Below are 16,232 nucleotides of genomic sequence, written 5' to 3'. Positions count from 1 at the left end.
CCCGAGACGCACTACATGGGCGCCTCGGGCTGCTATGAGAAGTCAGGCCGAAAATCAGTCCTGCTCTGCTTTTTCTTTCTTCTCCGGCTGGATTTCCTCGCCGGTTTCCTGATCGACCACTTTCATCGACAGGCGGACCTTGCCGCGGTCGTCGAAGCCGAGAAGTTTGACCTTCACTTCCTGGCCTTCCTTCAGAACGTCCGACGGATGGTTCAGGCGGCGGTTTTCGATCTGGGAGACGTGCACAAGGCCGTCGCGCTTGCCGAAGAAGTTCACGAAAGCGCCGAAATCGACGATCTTCACGACCTTGCCGGTGTAGACTTGGCCTTCTTCCGGCTCTGCCACGATCGAATAGATCATGTCATAGGCCTTCTGAATGGCGTCACCGTTCGGGCTGGCGATCTTGATCACGCCATCGTCGTTGATGTCGACCTTGGCGCCGGACACTTCAACGATCTCGCGGATCACCTTGCCGCCGGAGCCGATCACTTCGCGGATCTTGTCGGTCGGGATCTGCATGGTTTCGATGCGCGGGGCGTGGACCGAGAACTCGTTGGTCTCGGACAGGGCCTTACCCATCTCGTTCAGGATGTGCAGACGGCCGTCCTTGGCCTGGGCCAGAGCTTTTTCCATGATTTCCGGAGTGATGCCGGCAACCTTGATGTCCATCTGCAGCGACGTGATGCCGTTTTCGGTACCCGCCACCTTGAAGTCCATGTCGCCCAGGTGGTCTTCGTCACCCAGGATGTCGGTCAGAACTGCATAGGAACCGTCGTCCTCAAGGATCAGGCCCATCGCCACACCAGCAACCGGTGCCTTCAGCGGTACGCCTGCGTCCATCATCGACAGCGAGCCGCCGCAGACGGAAGCCATCGAGGAGGAGCCGTTGGATTCGGTGATCTCCGACACCACACGGATGGTGTACGGGAAATCGGTCGGCGCCGGCAGAACCGCCTGCAGCGCGCGCCACGCCAGCTTGCCGTGGCCGATTTCGCGGCGGCCCGGGGAGCCGACACGGCCCACTTCGCCAACCGAGTACGGCGGGAAGTTGTAGTGCAGCAGGAAATTGGATTTGAAGTTGCCGTGCAGCGCATCGATGAACTGCTCATCGTCGCCGGTGCCAAGAGTGGTCACAACCAGGCCCTGTGTTTCGCCGCGGGTGAACAGAGCGGAACCGTGGGTGCGCGGCAGCAGGCCGGTTTCGGCCACGATCTGGCGCACGGTGGACGTATCACGGCCGTCGATACGCTTGCCGCCCTTGACGACGTCACCGCGCAAGATGCTGGCCTCGAGCTTCTTCATCGCAGAGCCGAGGTTGGAGTCTTCCAGCTGCTCTTCGGTCAGAGCTGCCTTGATGGTCTCACGAGCAGCGGCAACAGCGGCAGTGCGCTCCTGCTTGTCGGTGATCGCAAAGGCGGCGCGCATCTCGGTCTCGCCGGCGGCCTTCACGGCTTCATACAGCTCGGAGTAATCCGGTGCCTGGAAGTCGAAGGGCTCGTTTGCGGCTTCTTCAGCCAACGCAATGATCAGGTCGATCACCGGCTGGATCTGCTCATGCGCAAAGTTCACCGCGCCCAGCATCTCAGCTTCGGTCAGCTCGTAGGCTTCCGATTCCACCATCATCACGGCGTTCTTGGTGCCGGCCACGACCAGGTCCAGGCGCTGCTCGGGGTTGAGGCGCAGGTCCTGCATGTCGTCAACAGTCGGGTTCAGCACGTATTCGCCGTCAACAAAACCGACGCGGGCACCGGCGATCGGGCCCATGAACGGCGCGCCGGAGATGGTCAGAGCTGCGGAAGCCGCGATCATTGCAACGATATCCGGGTCGTTGACCAGATCGTGGCTCAGCACGGTGCACATCACCAGCACTTCGTTCTTGAAGCCGGGGACGAACAGCGGGCGGATCGGACGGTCGATCAGGCGCGCAGTCAGGGTTTCTTTTTCGGTCGGGCGCGCTTCGCGCTTGAAGAATCCGCCGGGCACCTTGCCCGCGGCATAGTATTTTTCCTGGTAGTGCACGGTCAGCGGAAAGAAGTCCTGGCCGGGCTTCTGCTGACGGGCAAAGGTCACGTTGGCCATGACCGAGGTTTCGCCGAGGGTGGCAATCACAGAGCCATCAGCCTGGCGGGCAACCTTGCCGGTTTCCAGTGTGAGCGTCTCTTCGCCCCACTGCATCGATTTTTTCGAAACGTTAAACATCTAGCGTATCCTAATTGGGAGCACTCCCGGCCCTCCGGGTCTCCCGTTTGCGTGGCGGCCCCATTGCCGCCGGCCCCATCTATCTTTCTTTCGCGTGCCGGGGCCTTGGCACATCGTCTCAGACAGGCCCGCCCATACAGGAGTTTCAGGCAAAATGAAAGGGAAAGCGGCAGCACGCAGCCGCCGTGGGCGGCGGCGTGCTAGGGAAAGGCAGCAAGCGGGGAGTTTGTCGGCACCGGCCCCGGATCAGTTGGTGGTTTCCAAACCTTCCGGACGGCCTGCGATGGTGAAATGCAGCCCGTCCGGGTCCAGGAATTCTGCAGCAAAGCGCTTCACGTCCTCCAGCGTCACCGCGTTAATCCGGTCGTTGCGGGTCTCCACATAACTGACCGGCAGGTCATCCATCTGCATTCCCGCAAGGATCGCAGCGATTTGGCTGTTGCCGTCGAACCGCAGAGGGTAGGCGCCGGTAAGGTAGGTCTTGGCGTCCCTCAGTTCCTTCTCCGTCACGCCTTCTTCGGCCATGCGGCGCCACTCATTGCGGATCACCTCCACTGCCTCTGCCATCTTACCGTTGGCGGAGGCAACGGACCCCATGTAGACCGCAGCCAGATCCCGCGGAACCAGATAGGAATAGACCCCGTAGGTCAGCCCGCGCTTCTCCCGCACTTCAGTCATCAGCCGGGTTTCAAAGGAACCTCCGCCCAGGATCTGGTTCATGACATAGGCGGTGAAGAAATCCGGGTGCTCGCGTTCGATTCCCTTCTGGCCAAACAGCGCAACTGATTGCGGTGTTTCAAAATCGACAACGGTCACGCCGCCCTCAATCGTCACGTCGGCGGGTCCTGGAATTGGCGCGCCTTTGTCCGGCAGCGCACTCAGAAGGCCATCGAGCAATCCGCCGAGTTCCTCGGCCGTGATGTCGCCCACAGCACTGACATAGAGCCTGTCGCGGGCAAAAACCGCCTCATAGGCGTCGAATATGTCCTGGCGGCTGAGCGCGGCAACCGAGTCCAATGTGCCCTTGCCATCGCTGCCATAGGGGTGATCACCATAGGCCATTTTAGCGAATGCCAAACCGGCAATATCGTTTGGGTTCTTGGCGTCAGAGCGCAGCCCTGCCAGAACCTGGGCCCGCACCCGGTCCAGCGCATCCTGATCGAACCGCGGCTCAAAAAGAGTCTGGCGCAAAAGCGCAACGGCATCATCGCGGTTTTCAGTCAGGAAGCGGGCAGAGATAGAAACCGAATCCTTGTCTGCGTCGTAGTTGAAATCAGCGGCAAGGGATTCCAGCGCCCGCGCATAATCTTGAGCGCGCAGATCACCCGAGCCTTCCTCCAGCAAACCTGTCATCAGATAGACCCCGCCGCGCTTGCCTGGCGCATCCAGAGACGTGCCGCCGCGGAAACGCAGCTCGAGCGCAGAGAACGGTATCGAATGATCCTCTACCAGCCATGCGGTGATGCCGCCGGGCGAGACCACTTCCTGGATCTTGATTTCAGCCCACGCAGGCAGCGACATGAAGCAAGCCACCAAACCCGCAGCCATGTATTTCAGCATGTTCATTGGGTCACCTCCTGGCTGCGTGTCATCCAGCCTGTCACCGATGTTTCCGGGCGCAGCACCTCATTGGCGGCGGCAATGATCTCATCCGCGGTAACGGATTGCAGGATCTTCGGCCAGTCCTGCACATCCTTCACCGTCAGCCCGATGCTGAGTGCCTGCCCATAACGGTTGGCGATGCCATTCACGTTGTCACGGTCGTAGATTTCGGCAGCGCGCAATTGCAGCTTGATCCGCTCCAGCTGGGCCTCGTCCACGCCTTCCTCCAGAAAACGGGCGAGGGTGGCGTCCAGCGCCGCTTCGGCCTGTTCCATGCTGATGCCTTCGGCTGGGACGATCAGCAGCGTAAACGACGTATCGTCCAGCGTGCTTCCCGAGTAAAAGGCGCCGGTGTAAACGGCGACCTGCTGGTCGAACTGCAAAGCATTTGCCAGGAATGAGGTATTGCCCCCGCCCAGAAGCTCAGCCAGCAGGTAGAGCGCTCCGGCCTTCTGCTGATCACCGCTGTCCCGCTCCGGCGCCAAATAGGATCGCTGCACATAGGGTTGCGCGACGCGCGCGTCTTCGAACGTAAGCCGACGGGCGGCTGTTTGCGGCGGTTCCTGACTGCGGAACCGTTCCGGCAGGTCCGGGTTTGCCGGAATCGCACCATAGTATTCTTCTGCCAGCGCCTTCACTTCATCCGGCTGCACATCGCCGGACACCACCAGTATGGCGTTATTGGGTGCATAATAGGTGCGATAGAAGGACAGCGCGTCCTCCATATCCAGGCTTTCCATCTCATGCCGCCAACCGATCACCGGCTGGCCGTAACGGTGATTCAGGTACTGCACCGCCCGCAGCTGCTCCCGGAATAGAGCAACTGGATCGTTGTCAGTGCGCTGGTTGCGTTCTTCCAGAATGACCTCGCGTTCGGTGGCGATATCCTCCTCGCTAAGGCGGAGGTTGGTCATCCGGTCGCTTTCCATCTGCATCATCAATTCCAGCCGGTCGGCAGCCACGCGCTGGAAATAGGCAGTGTAATCATAGCTTGTGAAGGCATTGTCCTGGCCGCCATTGGCGCGCACGGTGGCTGACAGTTCACCCGGCGCCAGCTTATCGGTGCCCTTGAACAGGAGGTGCTCGAGAAAATGGGCCACGCCGGACTGGCCCGGCGGTTCATCGGCGGATCCCGCCCGGTACCAGACCATTTGCTGAACCACCGGTGCGCGGTGATCCTCGATCACCACCACATCCATACCATTGCCCAGGGTGAAAGCGGTCACTGCCTCATCCTCAGCCCGCGCTGGGACGGACAAGGCAGCGCTCAGCGCCGCGGCGGCCAATGTGATCCTCTGGATCATCTGGCGTCCTCCAATTTCTGCACCTTTGCCCTTGCCTGGCTTGATGCGGTTACTGCTCATTTGCTCATTTTGATCAATGCAGCCATAATTCGCCTCCCATTGCCAGCAGAAAGACTGCTGTCAACCTACGCTGCCGCTGGCGTCATGCAAGATTGGCTGGCGGAAAAGTGAGCGTTCAGGACTCTTCTTCAGGTGGAGAAGACGGTGTTGACGCCCCCGCCTTGCGGAATTGCTCGCTCACGGCAAACGGGTCAATGCTCTGCTTGCGGTAAAGCTGCTCGTAGCGGTCTACCGGCACGATTTTGATCCGGCCCAGGTGGCGGTTGCGGTGGCGGAATTTTGCATCTTCCGATGCCAGCGTGTCCCGCACCCCATGCTCTACTCCATACCGGCTGGAAGCGGTGACCAGCGCCGCATCACCTGACGGGACGCCGTCAGCAGGGACAAGCGCGCCGGGTTTGCCGCCCAGAGCGGCGACAGCATCAGCGCTCGGATTGGGATCGGTCAGGTTGCTGCCGCCGGGAGTCGGCGCGGGAAGGGCAGAATAGCTTTCCGGAGCACTCAGAGGCTTTGACGGCAGGATCAAAAACTCATCCGGACCGGACCCTGGTTTCTGCAGAACGCGCAGCCCTTTTTGCGCGCAGCCGGACACTGCCAGCGCGCCTGCAAGAACGATCACTCCGAACGGGATCCGCATTGCCCCAAACTCCTGCCTGTTTCCCTGCGCTTTTAACGCAATTGCCTGGCGAGGTCTACGCAGGCTTTTTACTGCGCCCATCAAAGAAGATCAGCCCCGCTGCACCGCCAAATATGAAGATATCCGCGACATTGAACACAAACGGGTTCTGAATACCGCAGCAAGATGTGTTGAGGAAATCGAGAACATAACCATAGAGCAGCCGGTCTGCGACATTGCCCAAAGCACCGCCGATCACCAGCCCCGCAGACAGCTGCATGCCTCTGGACTTGCTCTGCCCCCGCAATAACCACACCACCAGCGCAATGCAGATCACCACAGAGAGCCCGATCAGGATCCAGCGCGCGGTCTCGTCGCCACCGCCGAACAGGCCAAAGTTGATGCCGGTGTTCTCGCCATAGCGGAAGTTGAGAAACGGCGGCAGCACGTCGATCCGGTGGCGCTGGTCCAGCCCCATCCAGTGGATCACCAGGTATTTGCTGGCCTGATCCGCCAGGAAGGAGAGGATTGCGCCCCAGATCATCCAACGTGCTGCCATGACTCAGTCGCTCTGCTTAGTGGCGGAAGTGGCGCATGCCGGTGAAGACCATGGCGAGGCCTTTTTCGTTGGCTGCCTTGATCACTTCGTCATCGCGCATCGAGCCGCCCGGCTGGATCACGCAGGCACCGCCTGCTGCCGCTGCTTCCAGCAGGCCGTCCGCAAAGGGAAAGAAGGCATCAGACGCCACAGCACAGCCCTTGGCAAGGCTTTCTTCCAGCCCCAGCTCCGCCGCCATTCGGCCCGCCTTGGATGCCGCCACATTGGCGCTGTCCAGACGGCTCATCTGGCCCGCACCGACGCCGACGGTGGCGTTGTCCTTCACATAGACGATGGCATTGGACTTAACGTGCTTGGCGACCTTCCAGGCAAACAGCAGGTCCTGCATCTGGGCGTCAGACGGCGCCTTTTCGGTCACTACCTTCAGATCTTCCATGCCGACGTAGCCGACGTCCTTGTCCTGAACCAGCATGCCGCCGGCCACCTGCTTGTAGGCCACGATGGGCTTGCGCGGGTCGGGCAGGCCATCGGTCAGCAGCAGGCGCAGGTTCTTCTTGGCGGCAAAGATTTCCTTGGCTTCATCAGACGCACCAGGCGCGATTACCACCTCGGTGAAAATCTCGGTGATCTTGGCGGCAGTGTCCGCGTCCAGCGGCTGGTTCAGCGCCACGATGCCGCCAAATGCCGAAGTGCGGTCGCAGTCGAACGCCTTCTGATAAGCCTCCGCCAGGGTCGCGCCCTTGGCGACGCCGCAGGGGTTGGCGTGCTTGATGATCGCAACTGCAGGGCTTTCGGCCGGATCGAATTCCGCCACCAGTTCATAGGCCGCATCGGTGTCGTTGATGTTGTTGTAGCTCAGCTCCTTGCCCTGCAGCTGCACGGCGGTGGCAACACCCGGACGGTTTGAGCCATCGGTGTAGAAGGCAGCTTCCTGGTGGCTGTTTTCGCCATAACGCAGAGTTTGTTTCAGCTCGCCGGCAAAGGCGCGGCGGCGCGGCGTCTGTTCTTCGATGGCAGTGGCCATCCAGTTTGACACCGCAGCGTCATAGGCAGCCGTGCGGGCATAAGCGGTCTGCGACAGACGCTGACGGAAAGCATAAGAGGTCTGGCCGTCGTTGGCATCCAGCTCTGCCAGCAGCGCGTGATAATCCTGGACGTCGGTCACCACGTTCACAAAAAGGTGGTTCTTGGAAGCCGCACGGATCATCGCCGGACCGCCGATGTCGATGTTTTCGATCATCTCATCGTAATCTGCACCACGTGCCAGCGCGGCCTCGAACGGATAGAGGTTCACGACCAGCAGGTCGATGGCGCCGATGCCATGCTCGGTCATCGCGGCGACATGGGTGTCATTGTCGCGCAGCGCCAGCAGGCCGCCATGCACCATCGGGTGCAGGGTCTTCACACGGCCGTCCATCATCTCCGGAAAGCCTGTCACTTCGGAGACATCTTTGACCGTCAGGCCGGCATCACGCAGTGCCTTGGCGGAACCGCCGGTCGAGAGCAGCTCGACACCGCGCGCGGCCAGCGCCTGGCCCAGCTCGATCAGGCCGGTCTTGTCGGATACGGAAAGCAGCGCACGGCGTACGGGGTGAAGGTCGGTCATGGCAGGGCAGGTCCTTTTAAAGGCTCAGTCAAACGTCTCGGGTTCGTCCCGGTTCAGGTCTCGCACGGCAATGGCAGTCTCCTGCGCTTTGCTGAGCGTCCACCGGACGCGGGTGGCATATCCCATCGCCCGCCCGGATAAAACGATCTGCTTTGCCGCACGCGGCTTCAAGCGGGTCTTTTCCAGGAAAACGCTTGGCTCCAGCCGCAGATGGCAGGCGCCGTCATGACGGAACACCCAGATTTCCCCGCTCTTGAGCGCCATGGATACTGCTGCGCCGCCCAAGTCAAGGGTTGCATCGACTTCGGGGTGCAGATGCAGGCGGATATCAAAGCTGACTCCGCCATCCGGGTTGCTGCTGCTGGCCTTGTCAAAGCGGGCCTTGGCAGGGGCTTCCAGCGCCAGAAGCATGTCCTCTCCGGCCAGGGCGCGGCCATCAAAGGACAGATCCAGGGTGCGGGCATGGGTCAGGCCGAAATGCGCGGCATAACCGTTGTGGCCGCCCTGAAACCGGAAGCCGTCAGGCAGGTCAGCCAGATCCAGCGGGACATCGTCCGGCGCCTCGATCAGCTCCTCATGGCCGGTGGTTTTCTGCGGCGCCGACAGCCGGGCGCTGGAGTGGCCTTCGATGCACAACGTGCTGTGCGAAGGCGTTGCCCGGCCGGCCCGGCGCCATTCCACACCGAACGACTCGCCAGAGCCGCAGTTTACAATCAGCGGGCGCCGTCCCGAGGTGAGTTCAAACGCCAAGGTCGAAGCATGGCCGTTATTCGATGCCTTGCCCTTTGGCGGCGCAGAAGCATCAACAATAACCGAAGTACGCCGCGCCGACAGCCGGGCAAAGCCCATTGCCAACCCGTCCGCATGGCGCTCTGCCACGTGGCTAGCAGCCAGTGCGTGGTCCAGCCGCCCCTCCAGCCCGCGGCCGCCGCCGTGGAACCGTGCCAGCCCGCCGTCGCTGTGGCGCAGGGTGCGCAAGGTGGGCGCAATCCGCTCGATGGCGGCGATATGTGCGGGCGGCACCATCCTGCCTGCCTCATGCAAAGCAGCAGCGGCCCAGGTCAGCAGCGTGAACACCTCCAGCAGTTCTTCCGGGTTGCGGGTCGGCAAGCCGCCCTGTTCGTCGATCTGGGAGTCGCATTCCGCCGCCAGCGCCTTGACCGCCGGGTCTGCCAGTTCCTCCCGCCCCTGCAGGGCAAGACCCGCGTAAATCAAACCGCACAACGCTTCGAACCGCGGCAGCCCAGGGGCAGCCCCCTGCCAGCGTTGCGCCAGATACCAGGTCTGCCGCGCCAGTGAGCCATAGAAGACTTCGGTCTCAACCTTGTCCTTGCCGCTCAGCAGGAACAGCGCGTGGTTGATCCAGCGGATCACCCGGCGCCCGGTCAGGTCCGGCAGCCAGGCCAGCCCGCTGCCGCGGCCATGCTGTTCAATCCAACCCCAGACCCATTTCTGCGCCTTGAGCCGGGCCTTGAAATCGCCGACAGCCGCCAGATCGTCGAGCCAGGCAAACCCATGCCGCTCTGCGTCGAAGGCTGCATCAGGCGCCGCAACCTCCCACAGGCCAGTGTCGGGCGATTCGACAAGGTAGCCGGCAAACAGCAGATTCCCCGCCACCAGCTGCCGCCCGCGGGCAAAGCTGCCGATGGTGCGTGGTTCCGGCTGTGAGACAAAGCCGGTTGCCGCTGGCTGGCTGCGCGCCCGCCAGGCGTAATACCGGTTCAGCAGCCGGGTGCCGCGGCCTGCCATTCTGTCATAAGTGGACATGCTCTGTAGCCTCACGCCGGATTGTGCCAGGGCGTTTTGGCGAGAGCATAGCGCGGGGTTCGGGCCAAGTCACCGGCGAATGCCGGAGAGGCCCCGCCGTCACGCAGATTTGCGCAAAAGGGCCATGTAGAAACCGTCCATGCCGCCGCGGTCCGGCCAGTAATCCGGGCGCAGACGCAGGCCGCCTTCCTCGGTGATCCAGTCTGCCTCGACGCCGGGCACCGCCAGTGCATCGCGGTCAGCCGCCATCTCCGGGAACATGTCCAGCGCCTCCTCGACCTGGCATTCGCCTTCATCCGGCAGCAGCGAACACGTGCAGAACATCAGCCGGCCGCCGGGTTTTACCAACGTCCAGGCGTGGGCCAGCATCTGCGCCTGCAGCTCGATCAGCTCCCCGAACTCTCTGCCGTCCTTGGCCTGCGGCAGGTCCGGGTGGCGGCGGATTGTGCCAGTGGCGGAACAGGGCGCATCCAGCAGCACGGCGTCGTATAGGCCGGATTGCTCCAGTGCGTCTCCCACGATCAGCTCCGCCTGCAACCCGGTGCGCTCCAGATTTTCCTTGAGGCGGGCAACGCGTCCTTCTGAAACGTCCACGGCCGTCACCCTGGCACCTGCTGCAGCCATTTGCATTGTTTTGCCGCCTGGTGCCGCGCACAATTCCAGCACCTGCTCGCCAGGCTGGACGTTCAAAATGCGGGCGGGCAGCGCGGCGGCGGCGTCCTGGACCCACCAATCGCCAGCCTCATAGCCCGGCAGAGCGGAAACCTGGCCCGCATTCGCGAGTCTGACAGCGCCAGTCGGCAGCACTTCTCCGCCAAGCGCAGCCAGATCCGCACCGGGCTTTCCGGTGATATCCAGCGGTGCACCGGCAAAATGCGCGGCCTCGATGCCCAGCATCGCCTCAGCCCCCCAAGCCTGAACCAAGGGTTTCCGGATCCAGTTCGGCAGACGCGGCGTGCGCAGTTTGATCCACTCGGCCTGGCCTTCGTCAGCCACCTTACGCAGAACCGCATTCACCAGGCCCTTAAGCTGCGCGTGACGCCGGTGTTTGGAGACAATCGCCACCATAGCATTGACCACCCCATGCGCCGCACCTCCCGAGCACAGCTCGACCGTCCCCAGCCGCAGGGCGTTCATGACGGTTAGAGGCGGCGACTTCTTCAGGTGCTTTTTCAGCACCCGGTCGGCACGTTCCAGACTGCGCAGAGTCTCAACTGACAGCCGCTGCGCCCGGGCGCGGTCTTCCGGCGCCAGTTTCTCAAGCGCCCCGGCGGCATAGCATTCTGCCAGCAGCCGCCCCTCTCCCAGCACCTGATCCAGCAGGTAAACCGCAGTGCGGCGGGCTTGGTTGGCATCGGACATGGGGCAACTCCTTAGGGCGCGCCTTGTGCGCACGGGACAGGGGCGTATATCATGGGCAAAGGATAAAGGAACCCGCGATGAGCGACGAGACCGCGCCGATGAAGAAAGACCTGCCGCCCGCTGCCATGCGCGCCCTTGCGGAGGCAGAGGAACGCCGTAGGGCCGCAGAGGCGCAAGCCCCCCGCCCAAAGGAGCTTGGCGGCCGCGATGGCCCAGACCCCGCGCGTTTTGGCGATTGGGAGAAAAAAGGCATCGCCGTCGATTTCTGAGCAGCCGGAGCCTGAAATACCATGATCCTGGAAATCCGCATGTACACGCTGCACCCCGGAAAACGCGAAGAATTCATCCAGTTTTTTGAAGCGGTGAACCGTCCCGCATTGAAGGCCGCTGGCATGCTGGTTTTTGGCCCCATGCGCGATACCGAGGATCAGGACAAGGTTCACTGGCTGCGGGCCTTCCAGACCATGGAAGAACGCGATCGGATCAAAGAAGCATTCTATGGCGGCCCGGTTTGGGCGGATGAGGTTGAGCCAGTTGTCATGCCTCTGATTGCGCATTTCGAGGCTTCCGTTGTCTCAACCACTGAAGGTTTTGAAGGGTTCAGGGGAACCCCGAAGCTGTAATCACAGCCCCAGAACATCCACCATGTCGTACTGGCCCGGCCCCTTGTCCTGGCCCCAAAGCGCGGCCTTCAGTGCTCCGCGGGCAAAAATGGCGCGGTCAGTGGCCAGGTGGCGCAGCACGATGCGCTCTCCTGCAGCGGCAAACAGCACGTCATGCTCGCCCACGATGTCGCCGCCGCGGATGGCGGTGAAGCCGATGTCGCCGCGCTTGCGGGCGCCGGTGATCCCGTCCCGGCCGGAATCGCGCACATCCGCCAGTTTCACACCGCGGCCCTCGGCGGCAGCTTCACCCAGCATCAAGGCGGTGCCGGAGGGCGCGTCGACCTTGTGATGGTGATGTGCCTCTATCACTTCGATGTCGAAATCCTCATCCAGAGCAGCGGCAACCTTCTTGGTCAGCTGTACCAGCAGGTTCACACCCAGGCTCATGTTGCCCGCACGGATGATCACCGCGTGGCGCGAGGCCGGTTCCAGCCGGGCGATCTGCTCATCCGTCATGCCGGTGGTGCCGATCACATGCACGGCGCGGGCCTGCGCTGCCAGCTTGGAAAACGCCAGCGTTGCCTCCGGCGCGGTAAAGTCGATCACCGCCTGCGCCTTAGCAAACGCCTCCAGCGCGTCGGACGTCACGGTGACGCCAACCGGCGCGCCGCCCATGGCCTCCCCGACGTCGCGGCCGACCCAATCGTGGCCCTCACGCTCCACCGCTCCGGCCAGCGTGGCCTTATCGCTCTCCAGCACCGTTTTGATCAGCATCTGCCCCATGCGGCCCGATGCGCCGGTAATCACGATCCCTGGTTTGTGAGTCATTGGCCCATTTCCTTGTTCAAGCTGGTTTTGTCCTACATCGCCGGGCAGCGCTTGGCAAAGCCTGCGATCCGGCATAGATCGAAACTATGGCAAAGAACAAATTCCACGATGGCCCCGGCCCCTCCCAGCGTCAGCTTCGCGTCGGCGAACTGATCCGCCGCTCGCTCTCCGAAGTGCTGGCGCGCGGCGATGTGCATGATCCGGACCTGAACCGCATGTCGATCACCGTGGGCGAGGTGCGCACCTCCCCGGATCTGAAAATCGCCACCGCCTTTGTGCTGCCGTTGGGCGGCAAGGGACAAGAGGATGTGCTGAAGCTTCTCGCCCGAAACAAGAGTGAGTTGCGGCGTATGGTTGGCAAGAAGCTGGGCCTGAAGTTCACCCCGGACCTGCGGTTCCGGCTGGATGAGACCTTCGACCAGATGGACGAAACCCGCCGGATGCTGAGTCAGGACGCGGTGCGCCGCGACGTGGAAGAGTGATCCGCAAGGCCGCCTTGCTGCTGACAGCGCTATGGACCGCACCCCCGGCCGGCGCTGTCGAGTGCAGCGATGTGGCCTTTGAGGGCAACCGCTATTCGATCTGCGAAGTCGACGCCGCGCAGGAAGAGCTGCAGCTGTTCCTGAAGGATGGCGAAGGGCAGGTCTTCGGGCATTTCTCCAAATTGGAGGAAGCGCTGGCCAATGACGGCAAGACGCTGGCCTTTGCAACCAACGCAGGCATGTACCACAGCGACCGCTCCCCGGTCGGCCTTTATGTCGATGAAAGCGGTGAGGAGATGCGTCTGGTGACCAACGCCGGTCCCGGAAACTTCGGCCTGCTGCCGAACGGCGTGCTGTGTATCCGGGGGAGCCGGGCCGACGTGTTTGAAACCCTTGCGTTCGAGAAGGCTGCCCCCGCCTGTACTTATGCCACCCAGTCCGGGCCAATGCTGGTGATCGACGGCGAGCTGCATCCGCGGTTCCTGCCCGATTCGGACAGCTATTACATCCGCAACGGTGTCGGCACCTCGGCAGATGGCACGCGAGCGGTCTTTGCGATCTCGCGCAATGCGGTGACGTTTCACCAGTTCGGCAGCCTGTTCCGTGACCATCTGAAGCTGCCCAGCGCCTTGTATTTTGACGGAAACATCTCTCGGCTGCACGCGCCGCAGCTAAGCCGCAGCGATGCCGGATTTATGATGGGGCCGATTGTGGGCGTGGTTGAAAGCGCCCAGCCAGACGGCTGAATCTCTTTCAGCCGGGACGCTTGCGCATCTGCCGGATCATCGGCGCTGAGTAGATCACCAGCGCGGCCCAGATCATCGGGAAGGCGATCATTCTGGCGCGGCCGAATTCCTCGCCGAACAGCAGCACGGCGGCCAGCATGATCATCGTCGGGGCAATGTATTGCAGGATCCCCATGGTTGAGAGCCGCACCAGCTTGGCACCGTTGGCATAGACGATCAGCGGCACCGCCGTAACCACACCACAGCCCAGGAGAAGCCAGGTGTCGGTCAACGAGGCACCAAAACTGCTGCTGCCCGTGGCGGTCAGGTAAGCAAAATAGCCAAGCGCAGGTACCAAGAGGATCAGAACCTCAAGCAGAAAGCCCTGATTGGGGCCGATTGGCAGAGACTTCTTGAAGAAGGCATAAAATCCCCAGGACAGGGTCAGGCCAACTGCCACCCAGGGCACCCGGCCCGCTTCCAGTGTCAGCACCAGCACAGCCGCCGCCGCCAGCGCAACAGCCGCTATTTGCGCCTTGCCGAGCGGTTCGCGCAGAAGGATGGCGCCGAGTGCAATGCTGAACAGCGGGTTGATGTAGTAGCCAAGCGCAGCGTCCAGCGCCCGCCCGGCTGCGATGGACCAGACGTAGATTCCCCAATTGACCGAGATCAGCGCCGCGGTGATGCAGGCCATGCCGAGCATACGGGGATTCTTCAACGCCGCGCGCAGATCCTTGGTCCGGCGCAGGACAATCAGCAGTGCGCCTGCCACCGGCACTGACCAGATCACCCGGTGCGCCACTACCTCAGCCGTAGGAATGTGTGAGAGCGCCTTCATGTAAAGCGGCAAGAATCCCCACAGCAGGTAAGCAGTGAAGGCAAAGGCCAATCCGCGGGGCGTGTCCAAGTTCTGTGGGGTCTGATCTGTCATGCCGCGCTCCTATCCAGGGCGCCGTTATGACCGGTTTTGCGAGCCTTGAAACTTCGTTTTCTGTGATACCAGGCATTCACCACCGTTATGGGTTTTCCAGGCGGCCATTGAGCCAACAAAAACGGCCCCGGAAACCGGGGCCGCAGTGCAATTTGGGGTTTGCAGCTTCAGCTATTTGAACGTCAGGCTTCCAGCGACCGGCGCAGCATTTCAACATCCTCGGCAATCTGGCCGTCGGTCAGCTTCAGCTCTTCGATGCGCTTCACGCCATGCATGACGGTAGTGTGGTCGCGCCCGCCGAACCGGCGGCCGATCTCGGGCAGAGAGCGGCTGGTCAGCTGCTTGCACAGGTACATCGCCACTTGGCGCGGCCGCGCATAAGAGCGCAGGCGCTTGGGGCCGATGATGTCGGACATGCGGATGTTGTAGTACTCGGAGACCTTGCGCTGGATTTCTTCGACGGTGATCTTGCGCTCAGAGGCACGAAGGACGTCTGCCAGACAGTCCTGGGTCAGGTCCATGTCGATCTCGCGGCCGACCAGCGACGCAAAGGCGAACAAACGGGTCAGCGCACCTTCGAGAACACGCACGTTGGTCGAGATCCGGTGCGCCAGAAACTCCAGCACGCCGTCCGCAATGCGCAGGTCCGGGTATGTCTCGCGCTGCTGTTGCACCTTGGTCTGCAGGATGCCCAGACGCAGTTCGTAGTCGGTCGGGTGAAGATCCACCACCAGGCCGCACTGCAGGCGCGATTTCACCCGCTCCTCCAGATCCTTGATTTCGCCCGGAGCGCGGTCGGCAGAGATGATGATCTGCTTATTCTGATCCACCAGCGCATTGAAAGTGTGGAAGAATTCCTCCTGAGTCGAGTCCTTGCCGGCAATGAACTGAACGTCATCCACCATCAGCACGTCGACCGAGCGGAACAGGTGCTTGAAGTCCATCATCTTGCGCTCGCGCAGAGCTTGAACAAAGCGGTACATGAACTGTTCCGCCGACAGGTACAGCACGTTCAGCGACGGATTCTTTTCCTTCAGCTCCCAGGCGATAGCATGCATCAGGTGAGTTTTACCCAAACCCACACCGCCATACAGCACCAGCGGATTGAAGGTGACCGGGCCGCCTTCGCCGACCCGCCGCGCAGCAGCATGGGCCAGCTCGTTCGGCTTGCCTACGACAAAGCTGTCGAAGGTGAAACGCGGGTCGAGCGGTGCGGCCTGAAGGGCCTCCAAAGTGTCCTTACCCGAAGAAGAAGCCGCGGGCGCAGTCATCACGGCCACATCGCCGTCAGCGCTGCCGTATGCCTCAGCCGCAGCGGCGGGTTGTGCCGGTCGCGCCGGGCTGTTCGCCGCCACCCGGAAGGCCAGGCGCTGCACTTGCTCGCCAGACATCGTCAGTTCATGCAGAATCAGATCTGCAAAGTTCTGGCTGACGTAATTGCCCATGAAATTGGTCGGCACCTTGAAGACGGCAACCCCACCGTCCACGGCGTCAAATTCAAGCGGCTCGATCCAGGTCGTAAAATTGTTTTGACCGACCGTCTTCAACAGCCGGTTTCTGAGCTGTCCCCATTTTTCTTCTGTCAT

The 16,232-nt window shown here is 62.0% G+C and carries 15 protein-coding genes; 4 read left to right on the top strand and 11 right to left on the bottom strand.

Annotated features, from left to right (window positions below; all coding sequences use genetic code 11):
• Nucleotides 1-54: 54 nt before the first annotated feature.
• The 8 genes from pnp to K3725_RS00040 form a co-directional block, all read right to left on the bottom strand.
• Entirely contained in the window at nucleotides 55-2,199 is a 2,145-nt protein-coding gene (gene pnp / locus K3725_RS00075; RefSeq protein ID WP_260016885.1) for a polyribonucleotide nucleotidyltransferase, read from the bottom strand.
• 246 nt (nucleotides 2,200-2,445) lie between these two features.
• A complete protein-coding gene (locus K3725_RS00070; RefSeq protein WP_260016884.1) occupies nucleotides 2,446-3,765 on the bottom strand; it encodes a pitrilysin family protein in 1,320 nt (439 codons plus the stop codon).
• Nucleotides 3,762-5,105 (bottom strand): pitrilysin family protein, encoded by a 1,344-nt coding sequence (locus K3725_RS00065; RefSeq protein ID WP_260016883.1) that lies wholly within the window; start codon nucleotides 5,103-5,105, stop codon nucleotides 3,762-3,764. The genes K3725_RS00070 and K3725_RS00065 overlap by 4 nt, the downstream gene beginning before the upstream one ends.
• Before the next feature lie 175 nt (nucleotides 5,106-5,280).
• Nucleotides 5,281-5,802: a DUF3035 domain-containing protein gene (locus tag K3725_RS00060; RefSeq protein WP_260018647.1), complete on the bottom strand. Its 522-nt coding sequence runs from the start codon at nucleotides 5,800-5,802 to the stop codon at nucleotides 5,281-5,283.
• 55 nt (nucleotides 5,803-5,857) lie between these two features.
• Nucleotides 5,858-6,340, bottom strand: a complete 483-nt coding sequence (gene lspA, locus K3725_RS00055; RefSeq protein ID WP_260016882.1) for a signal peptidase II — start codon at nucleotides 6,338-6,340, stop codon at nucleotides 5,858-5,860.
• A gap of 16 nt (nucleotides 6,341-6,356) precedes the next feature.
• On the bottom strand, nucleotides 6,357-7,946 hold the full coding sequence (gene purH, locus K3725_RS00050; RefSeq protein WP_260016881.1) for a bifunctional phosphoribosylaminoimidazolecarboxamide formyltransferase/IMP cyclohydrolase: 1,590 nt from the start codon (nucleotides 7,944-7,946) through the stop codon (nucleotides 6,357-6,359).
• Between the two features lie 24 nt (nucleotides 7,947-7,970).
• Nucleotides 7,971-9,713, bottom strand: coding sequence for a heparinase II/III family protein (locus K3725_RS00045; protein ID WP_260016880.1), 1,743 nt, complete (start codon nucleotides 9,711-9,713; stop codon nucleotides 7,971-7,973).
• Nucleotides 9,714-9,812: 99 nt separating this feature from the next.
• On the bottom strand, nucleotides 9,813-11,075 hold the full coding sequence (locus K3725_RS00040) for an RsmB/NOP family class I SAM-dependent RNA methyltransferase (protein ID WP_260016879.1): 1,263 nt from the start codon (nucleotides 11,073-11,075) through the stop codon (nucleotides 9,813-9,815).
• A gap of 77 nt (nucleotides 11,076-11,152) precedes the next feature.
• Here K3725_RS00040 and K3725_RS00035 point away from each other — a divergent pair, with 77 nt between their 5' ends.
• Complete coding sequence (locus K3725_RS00035; protein WP_260016878.1) at nucleotides 11,153-11,344, top strand: DUF1674 domain-containing protein; 192 nt, start codon at nucleotides 11,153-11,155, stop codon at nucleotides 11,342-11,344.
• A gap of 21 nt (nucleotides 11,345-11,365) precedes the next feature.
• On the top strand, nucleotides 11,366-11,698 hold the full coding sequence (locus K3725_RS00030; RefSeq protein ID WP_260016877.1) for an NIPSNAP family protein: 333 nt from the start codon (nucleotides 11,366-11,368) through the stop codon (nucleotides 11,696-11,698).
• Here K3725_RS00030 and dapB read toward each other — a convergent pair whose 3' ends face one another.
• Entirely contained in the window at nucleotides 11,699-12,508 is an 810-nt protein-coding gene (gene dapB, locus K3725_RS00025) for a 4-hydroxy-tetrahydrodipicolinate reductase (RefSeq protein WP_260016876.1), read from the bottom strand. It lies immediately after the preceding gene.
• 86 nt (nucleotides 12,509-12,594) lie between these two features.
• On the opposite strand from dapB, the gene rbfA reads away from it, so the two are divergent.
• Together rbfA and K3725_RS00015 are read left to right on the top strand one after the other, a co-directional pair.
• Entirely contained in the window at nucleotides 12,595-12,990 is a 396-nt protein-coding gene (rbfA, locus tag K3725_RS00020) for a 30S ribosome-binding factor RbfA (protein WP_019295139.1), read from the top strand.
• Nucleotides 12,987-13,736: a phosphodiester glycosidase family protein gene (locus K3725_RS00015; RefSeq protein WP_260016875.1), complete on the top strand. Its 750-nt coding sequence runs from the start codon at nucleotides 12,987-12,989 to the stop codon at nucleotides 13,734-13,736. The genes rbfA and K3725_RS00015 overlap by 4 nt, the downstream gene beginning before the upstream one ends.
• A 7-nt stretch (nucleotides 13,737-13,743) precedes the next feature.
• On the opposite strand, the gene rarD is transcribed toward K3725_RS00015, so the two are convergent.
• Both rarD and dnaA read right to left on the bottom strand, forming a co-directional pair.
• A complete protein-coding gene (gene rarD, locus K3725_RS00010) occupies nucleotides 13,744-14,646 on the bottom strand; it encodes an EamA family transporter RarD (protein WP_260016874.1) in 903 nt (300 codons plus the stop codon).
• 182 nt (nucleotides 14,647-14,828) lie between these two features.
• Nucleotides 14,829-16,232, bottom strand: coding sequence for a chromosomal replication initiator protein DnaA (gene dnaA, locus K3725_RS00005; RefSeq protein ID WP_260016873.1), 1,404 nt, complete (start codon nucleotides 16,230-16,232; stop codon nucleotides 14,829-14,831).

It is taken from the genome of Leisingera sp. S132 (assembly GCF_025144465.1).
Classification (GTDB): Bacteria; Pseudomonadota; Alphaproteobacteria; order Rhodobacterales; family Rhodobacteraceae; genus Leisingera.
This window is presented reverse-complemented; position numbering and strand designations above follow the sequence as displayed.

Bases quoted from the DNA above. Each gene is read 5' to 3' on its own strand.
- pnp (WP_260016885.1), bottom strand. From the start codon at position 2,199: ATGTTTAACGTTTCGAAAAAATCGATGCAGTGGGGCGAAGAGACGCTC.
- K3725_RS00070 (WP_260016884.1), bottom strand. From the start codon at position 3,765: ATGAACATGCTGAAATACATGGCTGCGGGTTTGGTGGCTTGCTTCATG.
- K3725_RS00065 (WP_260016883.1), bottom strand. From the start codon at position 5,105: ATGATCCAGAGGATCACATTGGCCGCCGCGGCGCTGAGCGCTGCCTTG.
- K3725_RS00060 (WP_260018647.1), bottom strand. From the start codon at position 5,802: ATGCGGATCCCGTTCGGAGTGATCGTTCTTGCAGGCGCGCTGGCAGTG.
- lspA (WP_260016882.1), bottom strand. From the start codon at position 6,340: ATGGCAGCACGTTGGATGATCTGGGGCGCAATCCTCTCCTTCCTGGCG.
- purH (WP_260016881.1), bottom strand. From the start codon at position 7,946: ATGACCGACCTTCACCCCGTACGCCGTGCGCTGCTTTCCGTATCCGAC.
- K3725_RS00045 (WP_260016880.1), bottom strand. From the start codon at position 9,713: ATGTCCACTTATGACAGAATGGCAGGCCGCGGCACCCGGCTGCTGAAC.
- K3725_RS00040 (WP_260016879.1), bottom strand. From the start codon at position 11,075: ATGTCCGATGCCAACCAAGCCCGCCGCACTGCGGTTTACCTGCTGGAT.
- K3725_RS00035 (WP_260016878.1), top strand. From the start codon at position 11,153: ATGAGCGACGAGACCGCGCCGATGAAGAAAGACCTGCCGCCCGCTGCC.
- K3725_RS00030 (WP_260016877.1), top strand. From the start codon at position 11,366: ATGATCCTGGAAATCCGCATGTACACGCTGCACCCCGGAAAACGCGAA.
- dapB (WP_260016876.1), bottom strand. From the start codon at position 12,508: ATGACTCACAAACCAGGGATCGTGATTACCGGCGCATCGGGCCGCATG.
- rbfA (WP_019295139.1), top strand. From the start codon at position 12,595: ATGGCAAAGAACAAATTCCACGATGGCCCCGGCCCCTCCCAGCGTCAG.
- rarD (WP_260016874.1), bottom strand. From the start codon at position 14,646: ATGACAGATCAGACCCCACAGAACTTGGACACGCCCCGCGGATTGGCC.
- dnaA (WP_260016873.1), bottom strand. From the start codon at position 16,232: ATGACAGAAGAAAAATGGGGACAGCTCAGAAACCGGCTGTTGAAGACG.